Origin of the sequence: Agrobacterium burrii, from assembly GCF_017313405.1 — a bacterium.
Classification (GTDB): Bacteria; Pseudomonadota; Alphaproteobacteria; order Rhizobiales; family Rhizobiaceae; genus Agrobacterium; species Agrobacterium burrii.
The window spans coordinates 182,135-203,566 of the sequence record NZ_JAFLNA010000007.1 but is presented as its reverse complement, the minus strand read 5'-3'; the positions used below and the strand labels follow the sequence as shown (position 1 = coordinate 203,566).

The following is a 21,432-nucleotide window of genomic DNA, read 5'->3' as shown; positions in this document are numbered from 1 at the left end:
CTCCTATTTGATGGCGGTAAGCACCGTCGAAGGGCGCTCTAAACGCGGGCTATCTTGCTGCTTTTGCGGCTGAGCATAGTGGGGTCTATCCTCGGCGGCGGGACTGACAATGGGGCTGGCCGTGGCGACGTCCGAGGCTATCGCGCGTCGTGTGCCGCCGCCCGCCGTGAGGCGATAGATTTCGGCCCCCCTATTTCTTTCATGTGCAAGCGCCTTTGCATGACGCTCCGTCCAGATCTCTCCCGGCTGTGCCAACGGCACGCCTGGAGGATAGGGGATGATATATTCGCGGCTAAGCGAGCCGATGGTAGGCTCAAAATCTTGAGGGCCGCTTTGTCGCGAGACATAGTCCTTTGGACCGAAACCGTATCCGAGCAAAGAGAGGCCGTTCACCAAGGCTTGAAGATCATGATCGCTCACACCGAAATGCAGGCGCACGACAAGATCGTCGCCAGCGATGGTGACGAGCACGTGGTGTTCGCCAAGAAGCCAGTCCCTGATGGCACGCGAGCGCGCGCCGACATGCAGACGCAAAACCAGAGGATCAAGATCATAGTAAGCGTCGGGCGTCGTGGAGACGAGCATGGCTGCCGTTATCGGATCGCTATGAAGCATTGATTCGAGTTTTGCCTTGAGGCCAATGGCACGTGAATATTCCGCAGCCCCAAACTGCTCTGCGTGGGCACGTGCGAGATCAAGCGACGTCAGAATAGGCCATGATGGTGATGTGGTATGAATACGGTAGCGCGCCAGACGCACCCGCTCGATATCCGAGGCGGAGCCGAGAACATGAAGATAGGCCCCTTGTCGTAGCGCCGCCATCGTCTTGTGCGCCGAGTGCGTCACCAAAACGGGCGCGCGCACCGGCAGGCGGGAGGCAACGGCAAGCGCTGTGGAACCTGTGAGCATTGGTATGAAAGCATGTAATGCCGACCACGCTTCATCGATGACAAGCGCGGTTGTGGGGGACGACGCGACCAGAAGTGGCAAAGCACGATCAAGGCGCAGTTTGTGTCCGTCATAGCCTGTCGCCGCAAGGACCAGTATGTCGAAGGGACGGCCTTCGGCTGCGCGCCGAGCAAGCAATTCTGCGGTTTCTTCGATGTCAACGCGAGGATTTGCGACCGAGCCGGCCCGCGGCGTTGGCACAACTGTCATCGCCTCGGCGGCAAACAGCAGTGACTGATGAGCCGTGCAGTCCATCAACACCTCAGCACCGGGAAAGCGCAGCGATTCCAGAGCGATTTGGTTGCTCGTTGTTGTTCCACTGGTCCCGAAGAATGTGGCATCGGCACCGAATGCACTGGCGGTTTTTTGCTGCGCGTCGGCAAGAGGGCCGTGCGGCGTAAAAAACGAGTCCACCGCATTGCCCGACCAGCTCGCGTCGATCCGCGAGAGATCACTTCCAAGAAGCGTCCTGTAGTACGCCGCAAACTCCGGAGATGTGGCATCAAGTACAGCGGGCCATGGCACGGCATGGAAATTGTGGCACCGCCCGTGGCGGGTGAATTGGGCAAGATGCGTTGCAAGCGGTGCATCGACACTCCGGCTATGCATGGGCTGGATCCTGATGCGAAATGGCAGCCATCCAGGCGTCCAGCAGTCCGCGCGCCGCGCCGGCTTCGCTTGCCACGACCTCCAGTTCAGTTCGATCCGCGAATGTCTGCCAGGACGCGACAATGCGGTAGAGCCGATCAGTACCGCGAACAGCGCCCACGCCCTGCAATATCTGCGGCGTCACAGTTCGTCGAATGAGCAGACCCGGACCACCGGCTATGGGGCGACGATGATTGAGATAATCGATATAGGAGGTGATATCACCGATGGCATTTTTGCTGCCTGCCTGAGCAAAAACCGGCACCGCGATAAGCGGACCGATCTCAAGGGGTTCGACCTCGACATCGGCAACGACAAAATCACACCTCGATACATCACGGGCTGCCCTCAATAGCGCATGCGTGAGAAGAGTTTCCGAGGCGGCCGCGATGTTCGCTCCGGCCCTGCTTTCAGGTCCCTTATCCACGGTGGCATCCGGCCCGATCCACCATGGGCTTTTCGGGCCTGAATCGAAAATCCTTTGCCAATCCTGTGCTTTCGCCGTTGCCGCATCCTTGAGCGGATGGAGTGCGCCTTGGCGATGGCTTCGTGCAACGTCTGAGATCGGCGATACGGAATCGTCCGCCTGGAGACGATCGTTGATCTCCTCGGCGATGCGCGCCAGAGACAATCCATCGACTATCGCCGCATGCGCGATCAGCAGAGCGCCGTCCGGCGTCACGATGGCGGCGATGACCTTACCTGCGGTGATATCGATTGCGGATTGCGCTGCCTCCAGGATTTTGGCTACGTCGGAATGCTCCAACTCAATGATTTCGACGGGGCGGGCAGATTCAGGCAAATGCGTGACGCGCCATAGACGTCCTCGGGAAGTGATCGTCTGTCGTAGCGACTGATGGCTTGAAATTGTGTCGACAAGGGCGCTCCTCAATTGGTCTGACTTCGCACGCACGTAGAGCGGCTCCCATGTCAGGAACTCTGGCACAGGCGCACCGGAAAGCCGGAACCGATGCAGTTGGGGCAGAAGCGAAACGGACTTGGGTTGTTCTTCGACGGGTGGCGAAAGCTGTTCCATCAGTTGTGCGACCGTTGGATATTGGAAGACCGTAGCTGCCGGAAAACTGAACCCAGCCGCGTTGGCGCGAGCCGCGAACGAGACCGCTGTCAGTGAATCTCCACCCAGAGCAAAGAAGTTGTCGTCGATACCAATGGATTTGCCGCCGAGAAGATCTCCTAGCAGTGCCGCAAGACGCTCCTCGCGCTCGTTGCGTGGCGAGCGCGATGGCATTTCCGGTAAGACGGTGACGCTCTTCGGCAATGACTGGCGATCGATCTTGCCGCCGGCGAGCCTTGGTAATGACGAAAGCACAATTACGTCTGATGGGACGAGCGGCCCCGGCAAGCGCTCCGCCAATCGTGCCCGAAGCCGTGCACCGTCTTTCGATTGCAGGCCGTTCCCGGAGACATAGGCAACAAGTTCCGTCGTCGAGCCCGCCAAGCGTGGAAGCACGATTGCCTCCGTCACATCCGGTGATGCATAGAGTTCCGCGATGGTCTCGTTCGGCTCGACCCTGTGGCCGCGAATATTCACCTGATCATCAACGCGGCCAGCAAGTTCAAGCCGTCCATCTTCAAGCCAGCGAACGAGGTCGCCCGTGCGATACAATCGGCTATTGCGGCTAAAGGGATTGGCGACGAAACGGGTGCTCGTCAGTGCCGGTTGTTGAAGATAGCCACGGGCGAGTTGCGGCCCCTCGACGTAGAGTTCGCCGAGTGCGCCGGGCGGCGTTAATGTCAAATCTGCGGATAGCACGTAGCAGTGTGATCCCGGTAGCGGATGACCTATCGATATTATCCCGGTTTCGGCATCTTTGCGGCTCACCTTCCCGGCCGTTACGTCGCCCGTTGTCTCGGTGCATCCATAGGAGTTGTGCAATGGGACATCTTGCGAGGCGCTATAGATCGAGGCGGCGACACCGGAAAGCAGTGGCTCGCCGGTCGACAGCACGCGATCTCTGCTCGCGACGATGCCGGGCGCTGCAATCGTGACTGCCTCGATCAATCCCGGCACTGCCATGAGATGACCAATGCCGTGCGTTTTCAAAAGGCGGCCTAACGCTACTGCGTCCCGCGCCTCGTCATCCGTCGCAAGCACGATGTACTCACCGGTGACGAAAGCTTCGCATAGCTCAGCAGTCGCGTCGATCGCCGTTGGCGCGCTTTTGGCGAGCCGCGCTCCGCCCGAACCACCCGGCCAATGATCGGCAACCCAGGTCGTGCGGGCTGCGAGAGAGCCGTGGGTGGTGACGACTCCCTTCGGCTGACCCGTCGATCCAGATGTGAAACCGATATGCGCTGCTTCCAACAGATGTGGGCTATAGCCGGGATCTATTGCCTGATCGTCTGGCACCTGTAGGAGTGCTTCAACGGAGACGACAGGCAGGTCGCCGATCGCCAGTTCGAAATCACAAATAACAAGCTTTGCGCTGGCGGCATGAACCAGCTTCTGCAAGCGAGCTTGTGGATTGCGAGGATCAAGTGGAAGATAGGTCGCGCCGCATTTCCAGATCGCCAGTGGAGCAACAATGGTGATCAATCCGCGGCCGGATGCCACCGCAACGACATCTTGCGGTCGAATGCCTCGCCTCATAAGATGGGCAGCCAACCGATTGGCATGCTGATCGATTTCAACGAAGCGATAGCTGTCAGCGCCATGCACAAGCGCGATGGCTGAAGGTTTGTTTTTCACCTGATTCTGCCAATGGTCGAGAACGGAGTCCGTGCCCTGTTTCGTCTCGGGACCTTGGGAAAATTGGATGAGGTGGTCGCGCTGGCGCGCCGGCAATTCGCTGACAACCGCACATGGCAAGTCGGGGCTGGTCGTTGCCTGAAGCAGGATCGATTCCAGCTGATCCAGCATGTCGTGCACCGTTGTGGTAGCGAAAAGCTCGGTGCGGAATGTTGCTTCCACTTGCAAAACATCACCGGTGAGAAACCCTTGGAACGTCAATGCGAATGGTGAAGAGCCATTGAAAATATTGGTCCATTCGACGCCGATATCGGGCAGGTCAGGGCCGCCGATATCCCGATCAAGAAACAGCCCGAGCGTATCGGTGAAAAAGCCGTGACCCGCCTCGCGTGGAGGGGAAAGCTCAGCGACGATCCGCTCGAATGGAACATCCGCATTGCTGACTGCGTCGGCAACGACCTGGGCCGTCTGGGCCACGAGCTGACGGAAGCTTGATTCCGCCGAGACATCTATACGCAACAGGACCGTGTTTCCGAAATTGCCGATAAGCTCTCTACTTCCCGGCTGGTGTCTGTTGGCAACCATTGTGCCGATAGTGATATCGGATGCGCCGGCCCAGCGGTGCAGAAGAAGAGCATAGGCGGCGATGAACACTGCAAATGGCGTTGTCCGCAAAGTGGTGGCTGCGGTGCGCAGGCCTGTGGCGCAGCCCGGCGGCATGATCCGATCCATTCGCGTCGCCTTTTCGCAGACGCGTGGGCCTCGTGCATGCACAGTGGGCAATGGCAGGGCGGGCGGCAGCGGTGTCAAAACCTCGCGCCAGTGGCCCATCTGCGCCTCGAGATTTTTAGTGGACGTCCTGTCGGGGGATCTCTGATGCGCTGCTATATCCGCATACTGGACCGATAACGGCTCGATCGTCGAGCCGCGATAGGCGAGGCTGAGGTCGTGACTGAAGACGCCAAAGCAGCCCCCATCCCAAACAATGTGATGAACGGTGATTATCAGGGCCCATTGGTTAGCGCTGACCTTGACCAGGTGCGCGCGCAGCGGACCGGAAGAGGCTATGTCGAACGGCTCACTCGCTGCCTGTCGGGCAACCTCCACAGGATCAACGTGTTCAACGACCTGCACGGTGGGCGGTAGTTGCGCATGGATATGCTGATAGGGCTCGCCGTCTTTTCCAGTCGGATAGGTCGTGCGCAAAACTTCATGGCGATCAACAACGGCCTCAAGCGCATCAAGCAACCGTCGTTCGTCGAGATATCCGGCGAGGTTAACGCGTATACAGACGTTATAGGCCGCGCTCGCAGGATGCAGCTTCTGGTGCAGCCACATGCGGTGCTGAGCATCCGACAGAGGCGCGAAATCTTTATTCGGGCGACTTTGAACACCTGCCCGCGCCACACCAGTCTGATCAAGCCGTCGCCGCAACAGTTCAATTCTCGAATTCATGGATGTTACCAAGCCTCGTGGAATGCATTATGGATCGTATCGTCTAGGAGGAGAAGAAGTTCGGTGATGGCGGCGCGATCGAACGCATTCCTGGCATAGGTGGCTTCGACGTCGATGACGGTTTCCGTGCCTCTTCCGCGAACGAATATCTCCAGTCCCAAGGGAACGAGAGGAAACTGAATTGCCTCGTTGTGGAGGCGTTCCCATCGAGTGGTCGCACCTGGCAGGCGAGGGCCTTCGGTTCCGCTGGGGATGAAGACGACCAGTGAATCAAAAAGCGCTGGAGGTTCGGCGACGTTTTGGTTTCCAAATGCCTCGATCAGGCTTTCATAGGGAAGGTTGCGATGGGCAAATCCCGCCTCGAATTCTGTCGCTGCCGCTGAAATCAGGGTGGCGGGCTTGGAAACTTTGCCGACAGGCAGCCGGAGAACGATATGGTTGGCGAAATTGCCAATGAGTTGCTCAGTCTCTGGCTGATCGCGCGTGAGCACCGTTGTGCCAACCGTCACCTCCTCCGCACCATGCCTTCCCAATACTTTGGCCCAGCAGGCGATAAAAGCAACGAATGGCGTTACTCTGTGTTTGGATGCTAGACGCGTCAGTTCAGGCGACGATGTCAGTCGATAGTCGACACGGCCAGCTGCTTCCGGATCGGCTGTCTGATCACTGGCATTGAAGAGCAATGTTTTTAGCGGTTGCGAAGCAGCGAGACGCTGTGCCCAGTAGTCCATGTCACCAGAGCGGATCTGCACTTGGTCGTCATGCTGCCACTCGGCGATATCGGCATATTGAATTGCCAGTTTTGAAGGGACGGTCGCACCGGCTTCATAAGCCTCTTCGAGCTCTTTCGAAAGCAGAGTGAAGGTGGTTCCATCCCAGATGATGTGATTAACGATAAGCGCAAACTTTACCTCATCTGGGCGGGTGCGAAAGAATAGTAATTTCAGAGGCGCATCCGCCTCGAGGTCGAATGGGATTTGCAATGCGGCCCTCGCCAATTCCACCGCTCGTGCGTCTGATGCCTGCTCGAAGGATCGCGGTACGTGTATGGATTTCCGTATCCGCTGGAAGGGAACTCCATCGGCCCCAAGATGGTAGGTCGTCCGAAGAATTTCGTGTCGCTCGACAATGCGATCGACGGCTTCGGCTATAGCGTGCTCATCCACCCTTCCAGTGAATGTGATCAGGATGCCAAGATTATTGCTTACACTATCGGGAAAGGCCTGCTGATACCGCCACGCGTGCCGTTGCGGAAACGAGAGGCGCGCCGTTTCGGGATTGCCGCGAACCGGAATACCCCCGGTTTTCGCCGCTCCCGCCAGCCCTGCCGATGCAAGCCGCTGCCGAAGCAGCGTTTGACGATCCGCAATCATGCTACCGTTCCCGATTGAATGTGCTCAGCCGCTGGTGTCTCGCCGAGATGGCTTGCGACTTCATCATCGGACATGGCGCGGATTTCGAGAACGATGGCCGCCACTTCGTCTAACCTGGCCGGATCGTCATCCTTGCGAAGCTGCGTTGTCAGCTCCGCGATGGTGGGAGAACGGAAGAGAGAGCGCAGCGTCACCGCTCTTGTGTCTAGCTCTTCCTGCAAACGGGAAACCACTCTTGCCGCGAGAAGGGAATCGCCACCGAGCGCGATGAATTCCTCATTGACGCCGACATCCTCCAATCCCAGAATTTCTTCCCAGACACCGGCGATGACACGCTCGAGATCGGTGCTTGGGGCCACATGCTCGGACCGTCCGGACTGAGCGAGGATCAACTGGTCTATCGCTTCCGGTTTTGTTTTGCCGTTTGCGTCTTGGGGCAGGTGGTCTACGATGATGACTTGGCTCGGCAAAAGATGTGATGGAATTTGCCGCGCAAGCTGTGCACGAAACGCCTTGCCGTTGAACGCCCCGTCCGCATCCTTGGTGGGCTTAAGCACGATTGCGGCGACGAAGCTGTCGCCATGACGCACAACGGCGGTCTCGCTTACGCGTCTATCGGATATGACCACATCTTCCACCTCGATTGGCCAGACTGCTATCCCATGGACGTCTATTTGTTCGCCATCGCGGCCAAGCAGCTTAACCTTGCCCTTTTCGTCGGCGCGGCCCCAAAGTTTAGGATGCTGCGGTTGTTCCTCCGCAAATAGCAGCAGGCCAGGAACATGATCGGGGCGGTCTCTCCCCAAGGAGTCAACAACGCGCACTTCGCGATCATCAAAGCTGCGGGCAGGTGGGTTTGCGGGGGAGGTATTGATGGGTCGTGCCCAGACTTCCGGATTATCGACGACATTATGCAACATGTGTTCAAACAAGTTGAACATATCGTCGACGACGCCAGGGACGAGAGCGTCCTCTCTGGTATCCCAGTTCACGAGAAGGCCGTCTTCGAATTCGGTGATCTGCGCGTCGAGAAGAACCTGCGGCCCTTGCGAAATGACCCATACGGGTCGGCCCACCACCGTAGTCACCGCTGGCGAAAAAAGCTCCCCAAGGCCTATGGCGCTTGTAAATACGACCGGGGCCAAAACCGTTTCACCGCGCTGGCGGCTGAGATCGCGCAGCACATCGAGGCCTGTATAGGAAGCATGGGCGGCGTCGGCATGCATGCGGCTTTGTAGTGATCGAACTCTGTCAACGAAGGCGAGCGGCTTTCGCAGATCGATTTCGAGCATCACCGAACTGGAGAAATCGCCGACGATCCGATCGATATCAGGGTGATTGGCCGAACGATTGAACATCGGAACATTAAGCAGGAAGTGATCCGTCGCGCTCCATTTTCCAACGACTTCGGAAAGCACGGTTGCAACCGTCATGGCAACGGTGACGCCGTTTTGGCGAGCAGTCTCTGTAAGTCTCTGCTTACGCTCTGGCGACAACCACAGATGCCGCCGCGCAACCTTCGGGGCGGTATTCTCGGGCGATGCGTCAACGACTTCCGGCAGGATTGGTGCACCCGGCAGCGAGTTCATCCTCTTTTGCCAGGCTTCAGCGGCAAGGCGGTTCTGCTCTTCCGTGCCGGATTTGCTGTCTTTGAGGTAATCGCGATAGGTCAGTCTCAGGGACGGAAGTTTTGCCGAGGGCGATGCGTATATTGCTGCGAAGTCGTCAAGCAGGATGCGATAGCTGACGGCGTCTGCCGCGATCATATCGACATCGAGATGAAGCCGCGTTGCGCCGTCGGGTAGCAACGTAAGCGCCATCGACATGACTTCGCCGTTCTCAATGTCGAGCGCCTGATGCGAGAAGGTTGCACGCATATCATCCAGGTGTGCCTGCACCGTCGCTGGCGAGTGTTCGCGCAAGTCGTGCAGAGCGAAGTGTGCGGGAATCTTCGACAAAACTTCCTGCTTGCCGTCCGAGGAAATGCGCGTGCGTAGCGTCTCATGACGCTCCAGCATTCGGTCCAGTGCGAATTTCAGCTTGTCGGGATCGACAGCAGGATCCGCGCCGGTCGCGGGGTGGTCGAATTCCGCATAGAGGTGAGCCGCAACACCGCCGAGCCTCTGGCCACTGCTGCGCCCTACCCAATAGGCATGTTGCATTACGCCGAGCTGGCCAGCTTCGTTATCGAACTGTTTTGTGTCATCGGTGACCACGACCGCGCTGGAGGCAGGCTGCGGTTCGGTGCTATTTTCACTGACCAGCCTTTCCCAGGCGGCAAGCGTGGGTTCTCTTGCCAGATCCGCGAAACTCACCTGAAAACCACCACGGCGCAGCCTGTTGACGAGACGCAGAAGGGCGACGGAGTCTAGCCCGGCTTCAAAGAGGTTCTCTTCATCGGTAACAGCTGCCGGTTCCTCGCTGAGGATTTCGACAACGGCATCGCGTAGCCACCGCTCGTTGTTCATGTTCATCTGTCGTTTCCTATGGTCGCTATTGAGGGCGATTGCCGAGACGGCGGCGCAGCAGCTCTTCACGCAGGCTGGCCTTAGCCGTCTTTCGGGGGGAGGGCGGTGTCAGCGCGCCTCGATCTAGTTTTCGGTTGGGTGTCAGCGGAAGCGCCGACAACAGGACAATGTGGCTTGGAACGAGATGGGCCGGCAGGACGTGGGCCAAATGGCTGCGTAAATCGCGCTCATCAAGCGTTCCGCGTGCCATCACGACATAGGCAACGAGGCAATCGTCGCCGTCGTTTCCATCGGGATCGGGTTTGACGGCAACCGCGCTCGCGGTCACGCCGTCATAAGCATCGAGTGCCGCTTCGACCTCGTTGGGTTCGATGCGGAACCCTCTCAGAGAAAGCTGGGTATCGGCACGGCCAATGAAGTTCAGACCGTCGCTGATGCGCCGTACAAGGTCGCCGGTTCGGTAAAGCCGGGCCCCTCGCTTGCCGGGATCCGCCACGAAACGTGTGGCGGTCAAGCCCGGGCGACCAAGATAACCGCGGGAAACCTGCGGACCTCCGAGGTAAAGTTCTCCAAGCTGGCTTTCGCCGACCTGCTCCAGTCGATCGTCGAAAACATAGTCGTGAAAACCCGGCACGGGCCGGCCGATCGGGCTTTCGCTGGAGGCTAGGCTCATTTCCGGCAGGATATCGATTGCTGTGACGTGTACGGTCGTTTCAGTAATCCCGTACATGTTTACCATTCGGGGGCGAGTCGGACGGCGGCCAAACCATGCGGACAGTCGGGCGGGGTCAAGCGCTTCGCCGCCGAAGATTACGAGTCTCAGATCGGCCAGAGCCTTGGAGCCGTTGGCATCGGCCCGTTCAAGCGAGGCAAAGGAAGAAGGGGTCTGGTTGAGAACGGTGACGCGCTCGGCTTCCAGCAGATGAAGAAGCTCTTCGCCGGACCATGTTGCTTCCGGCGGAACGATGACGGTTCGTCCTCCTGTCAGAAGCGGTGCCCAAATCTCCCAGACCGAAAAATCAAAGGCGTAGGAATGAAACGCGGTCCAGACATCAGCGCTACCAAGGTCGAACATCGGGATGGTGGCGTCGAGCAGCGTCAAGACGTTGCGATGGGAAACAACGACGCCCTTGGGTCGTCCCGTCGAGCCAGACGTGTAAATGACATAGGCTGGCTGATCCGCGTGAAGATTGGACAGGCGCTCTGAATCTTCGATAGCATCGGCAGCCCAAACCGTACCGGATTCGTCAGACCTCAAATCGATTTGCGGCACGCTGCATTCGGGGATTTGGACGCCTTCGACGGTTATAATCGTTACAGGGCGTGCGTCCGCAATAAGATACTCCAGACGGGCAGCGGGATAGGCTGGATCTAAAGGCAGGTAGGCGGCACCGGTCTTAAGTACCGCTAGTAAGGCGACGATCAGATCGGCGGAGCGGGGCAGCGAAACACCAACGATGCGATCCGGTCCTGCACCAGCGTCTATTAGACGGCGGGCCAGTTGGTTGGCTTTACTTTCAAGTGCTGCGTAGCTCAAAGATTGATCGCGAGATGTAACCGCAAGTGCTTCGGGAGATAGGGTGGCGTAATATGTAAAACGCTCCGGGAGAGTGTTCATACCAATCTCCTGGGATATACGGCCGCGTTTATCTCGGTACCGACACTTCGCTGTGTGGCTTTACGGGATGATCTGAATTGGGTGCATTGCTGTATATTCGGCATGCATAGCCTTTCTAACGCCTTCAAAAGCCTTATTTCCAGTCCGCGGCCTTGCTACGGGATGTTGACCGGCTCCCAATTGCTGTTGGGAATCGCATCCTTAAACTTGGGTTTAAGGTCGGTTGGATCTGCCGCATCATCTGCGATGATCCCACTGAATAGCTGCACGCGGACCGCCTGAATCTCGACGACACAGTAATCAAACGGGACGGTCTCGTCCAGTAATGCTTGAGTAAAATTATCATCTTTATCTTCATGACTGCATCCGTCGATTTCCTCTACCCGTTGACTACATTGTCGCGACGCTTATGGAGCGCTTCCGGTCATGAAAACTCACCCGAGAGCGTTGATGAATGTCTGCAGCTTTGTGCCTGTTTCTGTGTGCTCTTTTTCGGGATCAGACCCCGCCACAATCCCCGCGCCGGCAAATACGGTTGCAGTTTTTCCACTGATGATGCCGCATCGAAGTGTCAGCACCCACTCGCCGTTTCCCTCGTCATCCATCCAGCCTATGAGCCCCGCATAGAAGCCGCGATCAAAACCCTCGAGTTCAGTGATGGTTTTCTGTGCGGCTTCTCGTGGCCACCCGCCAACGGCCGGTGTGGGATGAAGTGCGTATGCAAGAGCAATAGGGGATACATTTTCTCGTAGTACGCCAGTAATATATGTTCCGAGATGCCAGATCACGGGCGTTTGGACGAGTTGCGGTTGGCTTGGGACTTCGACCTTGTCGGCGAATTGCCGGAATGTCTCGCCGACGGCTTGTACAACCAGCGAATGTTCCGCCAGATCTTTTTTTGACTTCAAAAGATCGCGCGCCACTTTCTGGTCGATAAGTGGGTCTGCCGCACGTGGTATCGAGCCTGCCAGAGGTGTGCTTCTAATCTTTCCTTTCTCGCTGCTTAGCACTAGCTCAGGGCTCGCACCCAGCAAAACCGAGGGTGCTCCCTCAACGTTATCAGGCAAGTCGACTCGATACACATAGGCGCTACCGTTTCGCGCGCATAGACGAGCATAAACCTCGCCGATATCGATGGGGGCGTCGAATTCGACCGTCACACTACGGGCAAGCACAACTTTGTCGAGATCACCGGATTCGATCCGCGTCAGCGCCTCCGTTACTTTTTGCCGATAGGCAGGGGAGTCAATGCCGTTGACTGAAAAGGTGTTTCGCTTTTCATCTTTCGTCAGCGCCTTATTCGGGCAATCCTTGTTGAACTCCACTTGCTCGGGGATGTAGAAGATCGGATCGGCTTCTGCATCAAACGGCACCAAGCCGACGACAATCGGACCGGCACGACCATCCAGTCTCTTGGCTTTGACATCAGCCATCGCCTCGTCGATCGCCTGCGCGACAGACGCGCCATCCAAGCGTTGGGGATAAATCCGCTGAGCCACGCCGTGCGTTCGCAGATGATATGCAGGCGTTGTCAAATCAAACCGGGCATTCATACAACCATCTCCGTCTCATTTATCAGGAAGACATGTCATTCTCGTTCGAGCGGGCCTAATGTTCGATCACATACATTCACTGGCCCTTGGATGATGACGGCCATTGGCGCGCAAGTTTCTTGAATGCGTGGTGATGCTGACACCGCGCGTCCTTGAAAATGCTATTTTGTGTTGGCCGTTTGTGTGCTCGATCCGCTAGGTGGGTGCGTCCATTGGAACCAAAGGCCCTTGACTAGACTCCGCAAGGAGACGCTTGCGATCAATCTTGCCGAACCGGGTCAGAGGGATTTCATCCACAATGCGAATTCGATCAGGCAATTTATAAGTTGCCACACCACGAGATCGCAGGAAATCCTTGAGATCGCGCAGGTTGGGCGGTGCGTCAACCGGCCGTACGACTGCGCATGACGCCTGACCAAGGTTGGCATCGGGCACACCGACAACAGCAATTTCCCTTACCGCTGGATGATCCAGCAGGTACTCCTCGATTTCCACGGACGAGAATTTCTCCGCTCCGCGATTGATCTGATCACCCGCCCGACCTTCAACGATCAGATGACCAGTAGGGAGACGCCGCACTAAGTCTCCGGTGCGATAAAAGCCATCATCGGTAAAAGAGCGCTGATTGGCTTCCGGCGCTGCCACATAGCTGCGGATGGTGTAGGGGCCGCGTGTCCATAGCTCGCCCACCTCGCCATCGGTGACTTCGGCACCCATTTCATCGACTAGCCGGATTTCGTCATGCGGCGATAGTGGGTACCCCTGAGTTGTCTCGACCACGTCGGTTGGGTCATCGGGCCGGGTAAAGTTCAAAAGGCCTTCGGCCATGCCGAAGACTTGCTGGACCCGCACATCCATAATGCTGTGGATCCTCGCGGCCACGGACGGTGACAGTTTTGCGCCGCCGACCTGAAGAGTACGCAGGCTGGAGAGATCAGTGTCGTCGAACTCGAGGGCTTCAAGCCAAAGAGCTGCGAGGGTCGGCACAACAGCTGTTGCGGTCACTTTGTGTTCTGCAATTAGACCGAATACCGAATCCGGGCTGGGTACGCGGGCAAGCACGACGGTGCCGCCAGCGATAAATGTGCCCAATATGCCCGGGCAGGCGAGGGGGAAGTTATGAGCGGCAGAGAGACTTGCGAGGTAAACGGTAGATCCATCGAAGCCGCAAACGTCGGCGCTGGCGCGCGCATTGTATTCATAATCATTGTGTGTCCGTGGGATGAGTTTGGGTAGCCCGCCCGTTCCGCCTGAATGTAGGAACAGTGCCACGGATGAGGGATCCGGATCGACAACCACACTAGGCGTGTCAGCGGCACCGATGAACTCGCGATAACTTGTCAATGTTGCGTCTTCGCCCGCATCGCCGACCACAAGTATCTTTTGCAGAGATGGCACGGCTTCCCGCACACGTTTGGCAAGAGAACGGAAATCATAGCTCGCTTCGATGTCTGTGACCGCGTAAGCGACCGCACCTGATCCTTTCGCAAGATGACTGACTTCTTGTTCTCTGTGTGTCGGCAGTACCATGACGGGGATAACGCCCGCTCTGATCGCTCCCAGGAAAAGCGCAACGAGTTCAATGATGTTCGGCAGTTGCAGGATCATGCGATCACCGCGCTGCAGGCCCCATATTTGCAACGACGCTGCCAGTCCGTCCGCCATTCGGTCGAGCTGCGCATAGGAAAGGTTTTGGCCGGACGAGTCGATGAGCGCGATCTTTTCGGGGTTGATCCGAGCCTGATCGCGGACCGGGGCGGTCAGTTCCCGATGCTGCCAATATCCAAGTTCTTCGTACCGTTCGGAAAATTCGCGTGGCCATGTTCGTAAAATCGTTTGAGACATATCACACCCCAGTATCTTCAGAGATCCGTAGTGCGCTCGCGGTTGCGAACGGTCGTCGGAGGTAGTCGATGATAATACGGTTCGTTTCTGCGGGTTGTTCAAGATAACCGAAATGGCCCGCGTCAGCGATTTCCACATATTCCGCCCCCGATACGACCTCCACCACTTCTCGGCTCAAGCGCGGTGGAATAGCTGCATCGTCGGAAAAACCAATGACCAGCAGAGGAACGGAAATATCTCGATAGGCAGAGCGGCGATCACCCAGAACTTGCGATATCTGCAACTGAGCTTTGTGGCCCGCGCTGATCCGTCCGTCATCGAATGCGAACATGTCCAGCCAGTCTTGTGCCTGTGCCTCGTCGCGTAGCGTTGCAGGTGACAGGTATTGTAATGCCATCACGGCAGCACGATAGTCCGCGGGTGGTGGGTGAGCCTGCCCGGCAAGCTCGATTTCGCCGCGCGTCATGGCTTGCTGTACTGGCTCCAAGCGGGCGTGAGCAGCAAGGGCGATAACACGTGAGACGAGGTCGGGTCGCGCGAGCGCTGCTTCCACCACGATCCTGGCTCCGAGAGAGGTACCGATCAAAGAAACGTCGCGGCAGTCGAGACGTTCGATCAGTCCGAAGACATCGTTGATCATATCATCGATGGTAAATCCCTCTGGGCATTCGTCAGTTGGTGGAATGCCGCGGTTGTTCATGGAGACCACCCTGAAGCCCGCCGCTTTCAGCGCAGGAATCTGATGGACGTCCCACACGCGCGCAGGGCTTCCCGTTCCCATGATCATCAGGACTGTGTCACCCGTTCCACCTGTGTCCTCATACGCTATGCGAATACCGTTGATCTCAGCCGTAATCACGCCTCGCCCCCCGTTTTGGGGACGAGGAAGCGGCTAACGCTGCGCATCTTTTCACATGTCTCTTCCAACTCGCGCTCAGCGTTTGATTGGGTGATCAGGCCGGCTCCAGCACGGAGCCATGTGGTGCCGTCGACCTGATAGAATGATCTAAGAACAAGCGCGGCATCAAGCCCGCCATCGCTGTCGAGAGCGAGAACCGCGCCGCTATAAAGACCGCGAGGCGAATGCTCGCGAAGGGAAATTTCACTGCACGCCGCGCGCTTTGGGATCCCGGACGCTGTTACCGCGGGAAAAACGCTTGCAAACGCGTCCCAGCAGCTTGCATTTGAGTGCAATTGACCGCGAACACGAGAAGCCAGATGCTGTACGCTGCCTCTGGCAACTACATCCATAAAATTCTCAACGAAAACGGTTCCTGGCTCGCTCACCGCGGCAATCTCATCCTGGGCCAGCTTTACCGACAATGCGTGCTCGTAAATTTCCTTGGGATCACTTAAAAGCTCGTCGCGCAGCAAAGCATCGGGTTCAGGTTCGCCGGTTTGGGCACGCGTCCCCGCGAGTGGTTGGGCTATGATGCCTCCCGTTGAAGTAACTTCGATGATCGCTCCTGGGCTGACGCCAGCAGCCGCCATTCCTCCCACCCGCAACAAGAATGAACGTGCCGGTGTATTGTTGCGCCGCAACGTCAAATAGCTGGCCACAAGATCTATCTCTTGTGAAAGCGCGACGGAGCGCGAAAGGATGATCTTGCGAAGCTTGGTGCCATCGATCGACGCGATAGCTTTTCGAGCTGCGTCGACGTAGCCCGACGTATCGCTGACCTCATCGACCTCTACGCGGGCGGTTGGCTCACTCCGTTCGGCATTGAGAAGCGCAGACTGCCAGAGGCTGGCGACCGGCGCGTTCTTGGTCCAAAGCTCAGCCTTCTCAGGCTGAATTCGCGCTTGGTGCAGAGGCACAAAGAGATAGAGCAGTGTCCCCGCGGTACCGCCGACCGGTAGCCCTTGCATAAGATAGGAAAGCTCGAACGTGGCCCATCCGAACACGCGTGGCTTGGGACCTTCTTCATGCGCAAGGATGCTTGCGAGCATGGCCTGAAGCTGATGCAAGGGGCGCTCGCCAAGGGGTTCAGTCCGCGAGCCGCTAGGGACTGTCAGATGCAAGCCGTTCCGATCAAGCCGAATTTCCGCTGCACAACCCGCAGCGAAAGCAATTTCCCCGGCATTCTCGTAGAGAATGTAGGGCATCTGCTCTGCCTCGGTCGCCGAGGCGAGCGCACCTGCCGCGGTGATGATATCGACGGTCAACGGCACGACATCGGCAATGCTGTCTTGCGCTCTGCAAGAGGTGAAGACGTTCATGGCACTTCCCTCTAGATGACGTCGAAGTGCTGTGTCGAGGATGCATGCCGACCACGCAACGACTTTGGTCGCATGTCCGTCCAAGTCTTTTCGATCCAGTCGAGGACTTGATGACGCGGCGCGCCATCGGGGGCGCTATAAGCGATTTCCCAACCGTCAGGAACGGTTTTAAATGTCGGCCAAAGTGAGTATTGTTCCTCGTCGTTGACCAGAGCGTAGAAAAGGCCGTTTTCATCATCAAATGGATTTACGGTCATGAAACTGCTCCTATAATGCAAGACGTGTAGGTCGTTGTTCAGACGTGTCGTAGTGGGTGCTGGCGGTAATCGCCTCAAGGATTTCGGCGGATCGTACTGCTACGTTGGATAGCAATGTTGACGTTAATCCATGGCTATGCTGCACACCGCCGTTTAAATAGATGCGTCCCGATACGCTCGGAAGATTTAGGGAGTAATCCCGGTTGACGATCGGCAAGTGTTCGCTGAAAGAGCTGCTGACATCGATGCTGTCGCCTAAGAGTTGACGCAAATCAAATGGTTGAAAGCCAGTCGCAAATATTATGGCATCGAATGTATGCTGCTTGCGATAGCGACCGCCGATGTCGCTAATCGTTGCAGAAACGCCACCGATACCGTCGTCGAGGTTCTCAACATTCGTCGTACGATGAATATAAAGGCGTTGCTTACCCGTAATCGTCTCTTCATATTCTCTTCGATACAGATCATTGATTAGATCTGCATCGACTGCCGAGTAATTCGTGGGCCAATGGTAGTTCATCAGCCGGTTTTTAAGTTCTTGAGGCGCTGTATAGAATTCATCCACTGATGAAGGATCGAAGATGCGATTGACAAAAGGTGTGTCGTCCGAAGGCGAATAACCGAAGCGTCGCAGAGATGCATGAACTTCCGCATCACCGTATATCGCATGTAGATAACCTACAATTTCTGCTGCACTCTGCCCTGCGCCAACGACAAGAAACCGCATACCTGTTCGATAGGGCACTTTTTCCAGGTTCGAAATAAGATTGTGGTTGTGGAACACCCTTGTGCTTGGAACGACCTGATCAGGTAGTACCGTACGATATCCCAGGCCGAGCACAATGTTTCGTGCCAATATTTTCTCGGCTTGTGCGCCCGTCGTTGTATTGCGTTCGGTCTGGACTGTGAAGCAGCCGTTTTGCCATTCTATTTTCTGGGCCGTAACGCCATAAGAAACTGGCACAGATACTCGCTCCGCTGCCCAACAAAGATAATCGTGAAATTCCCTTCGAGAAGGGAAAAATGTCTTTAGGTTGATGAAGTCAGACAGCCGGTCACGTTCCTGGAGATAGTTGACGAATGTATATGGACTGGTGGGCGTCCGCAGAGTCACCAAGTCCTTGAGAAAGCTGATCTGCATTGTAGAGTTCGGCAGAAGCATCCCGCCATGCCAACTAAACTCTTTTTTTGCGTCGATAAATTGAGTTAACAGCTTTCGCTCGCTCGGCACGTTCTCGTTGTATTCTTCAGTCGCAATCGCCAAGCCTAAGTTTGTGGGTCCGAAACCAACGCCCAGTAGATCGACGACATTTCGGGCTGCTCTCTGCACTGTCTGATCTTTAGGGTTGTTAAACAAGGCACGCGTATCTTTCATTGGCATAAGTAGCCTTTCTGAAGCCCGTGAAATGAATTTGGGCTGCGCCAGCAATTTGGCGCCACGTTTGAAGCAACCCTCAGCGCGCTGAGAGTTAACGGAGGGTCGGTATATAAGTTCAGGGTGCCGTTCATTGTGATGCTGGCAGATGTCAAAAAGATTATGTTCAAACCTATAATCAAACGGAACTGTCCCGTCTAGATATTCATGATTAAAATAATCATGTTTTATCACGGGTAAATGTTGGTACTTTCAGTTCTGATGATATAGGGCGTGTTTCACTAATTTCGAGACAGTCTCGGACGCAGATTTAGGTCGATTTTCGCAAGCGCCGTTCTGGCAGATTGCCTCCTCATCATCGGTTGAGAGGGGCCATGCCAAGACGGAAGCAAGCGAGACGAACGACAGTGAAAGACCTTCGATCGATACTGCGGCTGACGCATGAACAGGGCCTTTCGGTCTGGCCGTTACCTGCGGGTCTCGATGACGATGCCGCGCTGGAGCGACATCTCTTCCGGCGGGTTGGTCGACCGCCACAAGATCTGGTCGAGCCGGATTGGCGGTCCGTTTCTGCCGAGTTGAAGCGCAAGGGTGTGACGCTGACGCTGCTGTGGCAGGACTACAGGGCGAGCCATCCCGACGGCTACGGCTACACATGGTTCTGCGACCGTTTTGCCGCCTTCGAACGCCGCGCTCACGCAACCTTCCGCAACCGCCATGAGGCGGGCGCGGTGATGCAGACGGACTACGCCGGCCACACCATCCCCATCACCGACCCTTCGACCGGCGTCATCCACTCTGCGCAAATCTTCGTGGCGATGCTTCCCGCCTCGTCACTGACATTCGCTTATGCCAGCGTCAGCCAGAAACTGCCGGACTGGATCGAGGGTCAGGAACGCGCGCTGAGCTTCTTCGGCGGCGTCCCGAAGGCGATCGTGTGCGACAATCTGAAGGCAGGCGTCGCCAAAGGCTCTGTGGTTCGAGCCCACGCTCAACGCCACCTTCGCGGCCATGGCCGAACACTATGATACGACCATCCTGCCGACCAGAAGCCGCAAGCCGCGTGACAAAGCCAGGGTCGAAGGCGCCGTGCTGATCGTCGAGCGTTGGATCTGGCTCGCCTCAGAAACCGGCGCTTCTTCAGCCTGTCTGATCTGAACGCCGCGATCTCGGTTCTGCTTGACGACTTGAACAACCGCCCGATGCGCCACATCGGCAAGTCGCGCCGAGATCTGTTCGAGGAGGTGGAGAGAAAGGCGCTTGCGCCGCTGCCAGCGCTGCCATTCGACTATGCGGAATGGAAATCGGCAAAGGTCCATCCCGATTACCACGTCGAAGTCGACAAGACATTCTACTCTGTGCCGCATCGCTTGATCGGCCGACAAGTTGATGTGCGTCTGACCCACCGGGTGGTCTAGATATTCCTCGATCACAAGCGGATTGCCTGCCATATCAGGCGTTCTCAGCGATCCGTGCATGTCACGGTCAACGAGCACATGCCCAACTCCCACCAGCGTTATGCCAACACGACGCCGGCATCACTTTTGAACCAGGCCGCAAGGATCGGTGTGAACACCGCCATTCTGGTCGAGCGGGTGATGCGCGATCATCCTCATCCCGAACAGGGATATCGCTCGGCTTTCGGCATTCTGTCCCTTGCCCGCCGTTACGAGACGGATCGCCTGGAAGCGGCGTGCGAGCGGGCGCTAGTGATCAACTCCATCACCTATTCCTCTGTCGCCGCCATTCTCAAATCCGGTCTTGATCGGACCAAGCCGCAGACTGACCCGGCAAAACCCACGCCGCCGCACACCAACATCCGCGGCGGCTCCTATTACCAGTGAAGGAAAGGAAAAACCCATGCTGACACATCCAACTCTCGAACAGATGCAGGCCCTTGGCCTCGCCGGAATGGCAACGGCCTATCGCGAACTTGCAGCTCAGAACAACAGCAGCGATCTCAGCCGTGACGAGTGGCTTGGCCTGATGCTTGATCGGGAAACGGCTCTGCGATCCGACAAGCGCCTGACCAACCGGCTTGCAGCTTCAAAGCTCCGCTTTCTCGATGCCTGCATCGAGAACATCGACTTTGCCGCTCATCGTGGTCTCGACCGCCGCGACACTTTGTCGCTTGCGCAAGGGGCATGGCTGAAGGCCCATGAAAATATGATCATCACAGGCCAGACCGGCACGGGAAAAACCTGGCTTGCCTGCGCCTTCGGTCGCCAAGCTGCCCGGCTCGATCATTCCATCTTATATCTGCGCATGCCGCGTCTGTTCGAAGACCTCGGCCTTGCCAGGCTCGACGGCCGCTTTCCACGGCTGGTCGATAAACTAGCTCGCGTGCAGTTGCTGATCCTCGATGACTGGGGAACGCACACGCTCACAGATCAACAACGCCTCGACCTGCTGGAAATCTTCGAGGAGCGCTATCGACGGAAATCGACGCTCATGACCGCGCAGCTTCCCGTGGCCCAGTGGCACGACATGATCGGAGAACCAACCATCGCAGACGCGATCCTCGATCGGATCATCCATAATGCTCACCGCATCGCCCTTGAAGGCGACAGCATGCAACGGCAAAAAAAGCATTCCCACTTGACCGGAGCTGAAAATGGCGAAATCAATCTCTCATGACTTAAACCAGGCAAGCGAAAATCGACCACACCAGCCTGTCCCAGAATTAGTGAAACCACTGTCCGCGATTTACTGAAACGACTGTTCCGTTTTTCCGAAATACGCAGATATAGCGGATTTTGACCAAACCGGATTGGTATGCGGCAGTGAAGGTGTGTTTCGGCGAGGGATCTGACCCGGCTATCGGTGCCGAAGGGTTACCCCAGCTGGAAGGAAAAAATTATTACGCATCAACAACTTATTTCCTAGCATCTGGGGTTATCTTTCCGTGCGGAAAGGGGTTAATCTTGGACACCGGATCACAAACAAAAAAGCGGTGGATGGT

Annotated in this window: 12 protein-coding genes and 1 pseudogene; 2 read left to right on the top strand and 11 right to left on the bottom strand. The window is 56.9% G+C overall.

Features of this window, described 5'->3' with window-relative positions:
* Positions 1 to 3: 3 nt before the first annotated feature.
* From JZX89_RS14930 to JZX89_RS14880, 11 genes are all read right to left on the bottom strand, one after another.
* Positions 4 to 1,557, bottom strand: a complete 1,554-nt coding sequence (locus tag JZX89_RS14930) for an aminotransferase class I/II-fold pyridoxal phosphate-dependent enzyme (protein ID WP_207134519.1) — start codon at positions 1,555 to 1,557, stop codon at positions 4 to 6.
* A complete protein-coding gene (locus JZX89_RS14925; protein ID WP_207134518.1) occupies positions 1,550 to 5,761 on the bottom strand; it encodes a non-ribosomal peptide synthetase in 4,212 nt (1,403 codons plus the stop codon). The genes JZX89_RS14930 and JZX89_RS14925 overlap by 8 nt, the downstream gene beginning before the upstream one ends.
* Positions 5,762 to 5,766: 5 nt before the next feature.
* A complete protein-coding gene (locus JZX89_RS14920) occupies positions 5,767 to 7,134 on the bottom strand; it encodes a condensation domain-containing protein (protein WP_207134517.1) in 1,368 nt (455 codons plus the stop codon).
* Positions 7,131 to 9,608: a condensation domain-containing protein gene (locus JZX89_RS14915; RefSeq protein ID WP_207134516.1), complete on the bottom strand. Its 2,478-nt coding sequence runs from the start codon at positions 9,606 to 9,608 to the stop codon at positions 7,131 to 7,133. The genes JZX89_RS14920 and JZX89_RS14915 overlap by 4 nt, the downstream gene beginning before the upstream one ends.
* Before the next feature lie 19 nt (positions 9,609 to 9,627).
* The gene (locus tag JZX89_RS14910) at positions 9,628 to 11,220 is read right to left on the bottom strand and encodes an amino acid adenylation domain-containing protein (RefSeq protein WP_207134515.1); all 1,593 of its coding nucleotides are present in this window, start codon (positions 11,218 to 11,220) and stop codon (positions 9,628 to 9,630) included.
* 434 nt (positions 11,221 to 11,654) lie between these two features.
* Complete coding sequence (locus JZX89_RS14905) at positions 11,655 to 12,773, bottom strand: isochorismate synthase (RefSeq protein WP_207134514.1); 1,119 nt, start codon at positions 12,771 to 12,773, stop codon at positions 11,655 to 11,657.
* A 195-nt stretch (positions 12,774 to 12,968) separates the two neighbouring features.
* On the bottom strand, positions 12,969 to 14,618 hold the full coding sequence (locus JZX89_RS14900) for a (2,3-dihydroxybenzoyl)adenylate synthase (protein ID WP_207134513.1): 1,650 nt from the start codon (positions 14,616 to 14,618) through the stop codon (positions 12,969 to 12,971).
* A 1-nt stretch (position 14,619) separates the two neighbouring features.
* Entirely contained in the window at positions 14,620 to 15,477 is an 858-nt protein-coding gene (locus tag JZX89_RS14895; protein WP_207134512.1) for an alpha/beta fold hydrolase, read from the bottom strand.
* Positions 15,474 to 16,838: a salicylate synthase gene (locus tag JZX89_RS14890; RefSeq protein WP_207134511.1), complete on the bottom strand. Its 1,365-nt coding sequence runs from the start codon at positions 16,836 to 16,838 to the stop codon at positions 15,474 to 15,476. Before JZX89_RS14890 ends, JZX89_RS14895 begins: the two co-directional genes overlap by 4 nt.
* Before the next feature lie 11 nt (positions 16,839 to 16,849).
* The gene (locus tag JZX89_RS14885; RefSeq protein ID WP_207134510.1) at positions 16,850 to 17,095 is read right to left on the bottom strand and encodes an MbtH family protein; all 246 of its coding nucleotides are present in this window, start codon (positions 17,093 to 17,095) and stop codon (positions 16,850 to 16,852) included.
* Between the two features lie 10 nt (positions 17,096 to 17,105).
* Positions 17,106 to 18,470, bottom strand: coding sequence for a lysine N(6)-hydroxylase/L-ornithine N(5)-oxygenase family protein (locus tag JZX89_RS14880; RefSeq protein WP_246746720.1), 1,365 nt, complete (start codon positions 18,468 to 18,470; stop codon positions 17,106 to 17,108).
* Between the two features lie 374 nt (positions 18,471 to 18,844).
* Here JZX89_RS14880 and istA point away from each other — a divergent pair.
* Together istA and istB are read left to right on the top strand one after the other, a co-directional pair.
* Positions 18,845 to 20,314, top strand: a pseudogene (gene istA / locus JZX89_RS14875) (IS21 family transposase).
* Positions 20,315 to 20,330: 16 nt separating this feature from the next.
* A complete protein-coding gene (gene istB / locus JZX89_RS14870) occupies positions 20,331 to 21,107 on the top strand; it encodes an IS21-like element helper ATPase IstB (protein ID WP_207134508.1) in 777 nt (258 codons plus the stop codon).
* Positions 21,108 to 21,432 lie beyond the last annotated feature (325 nt).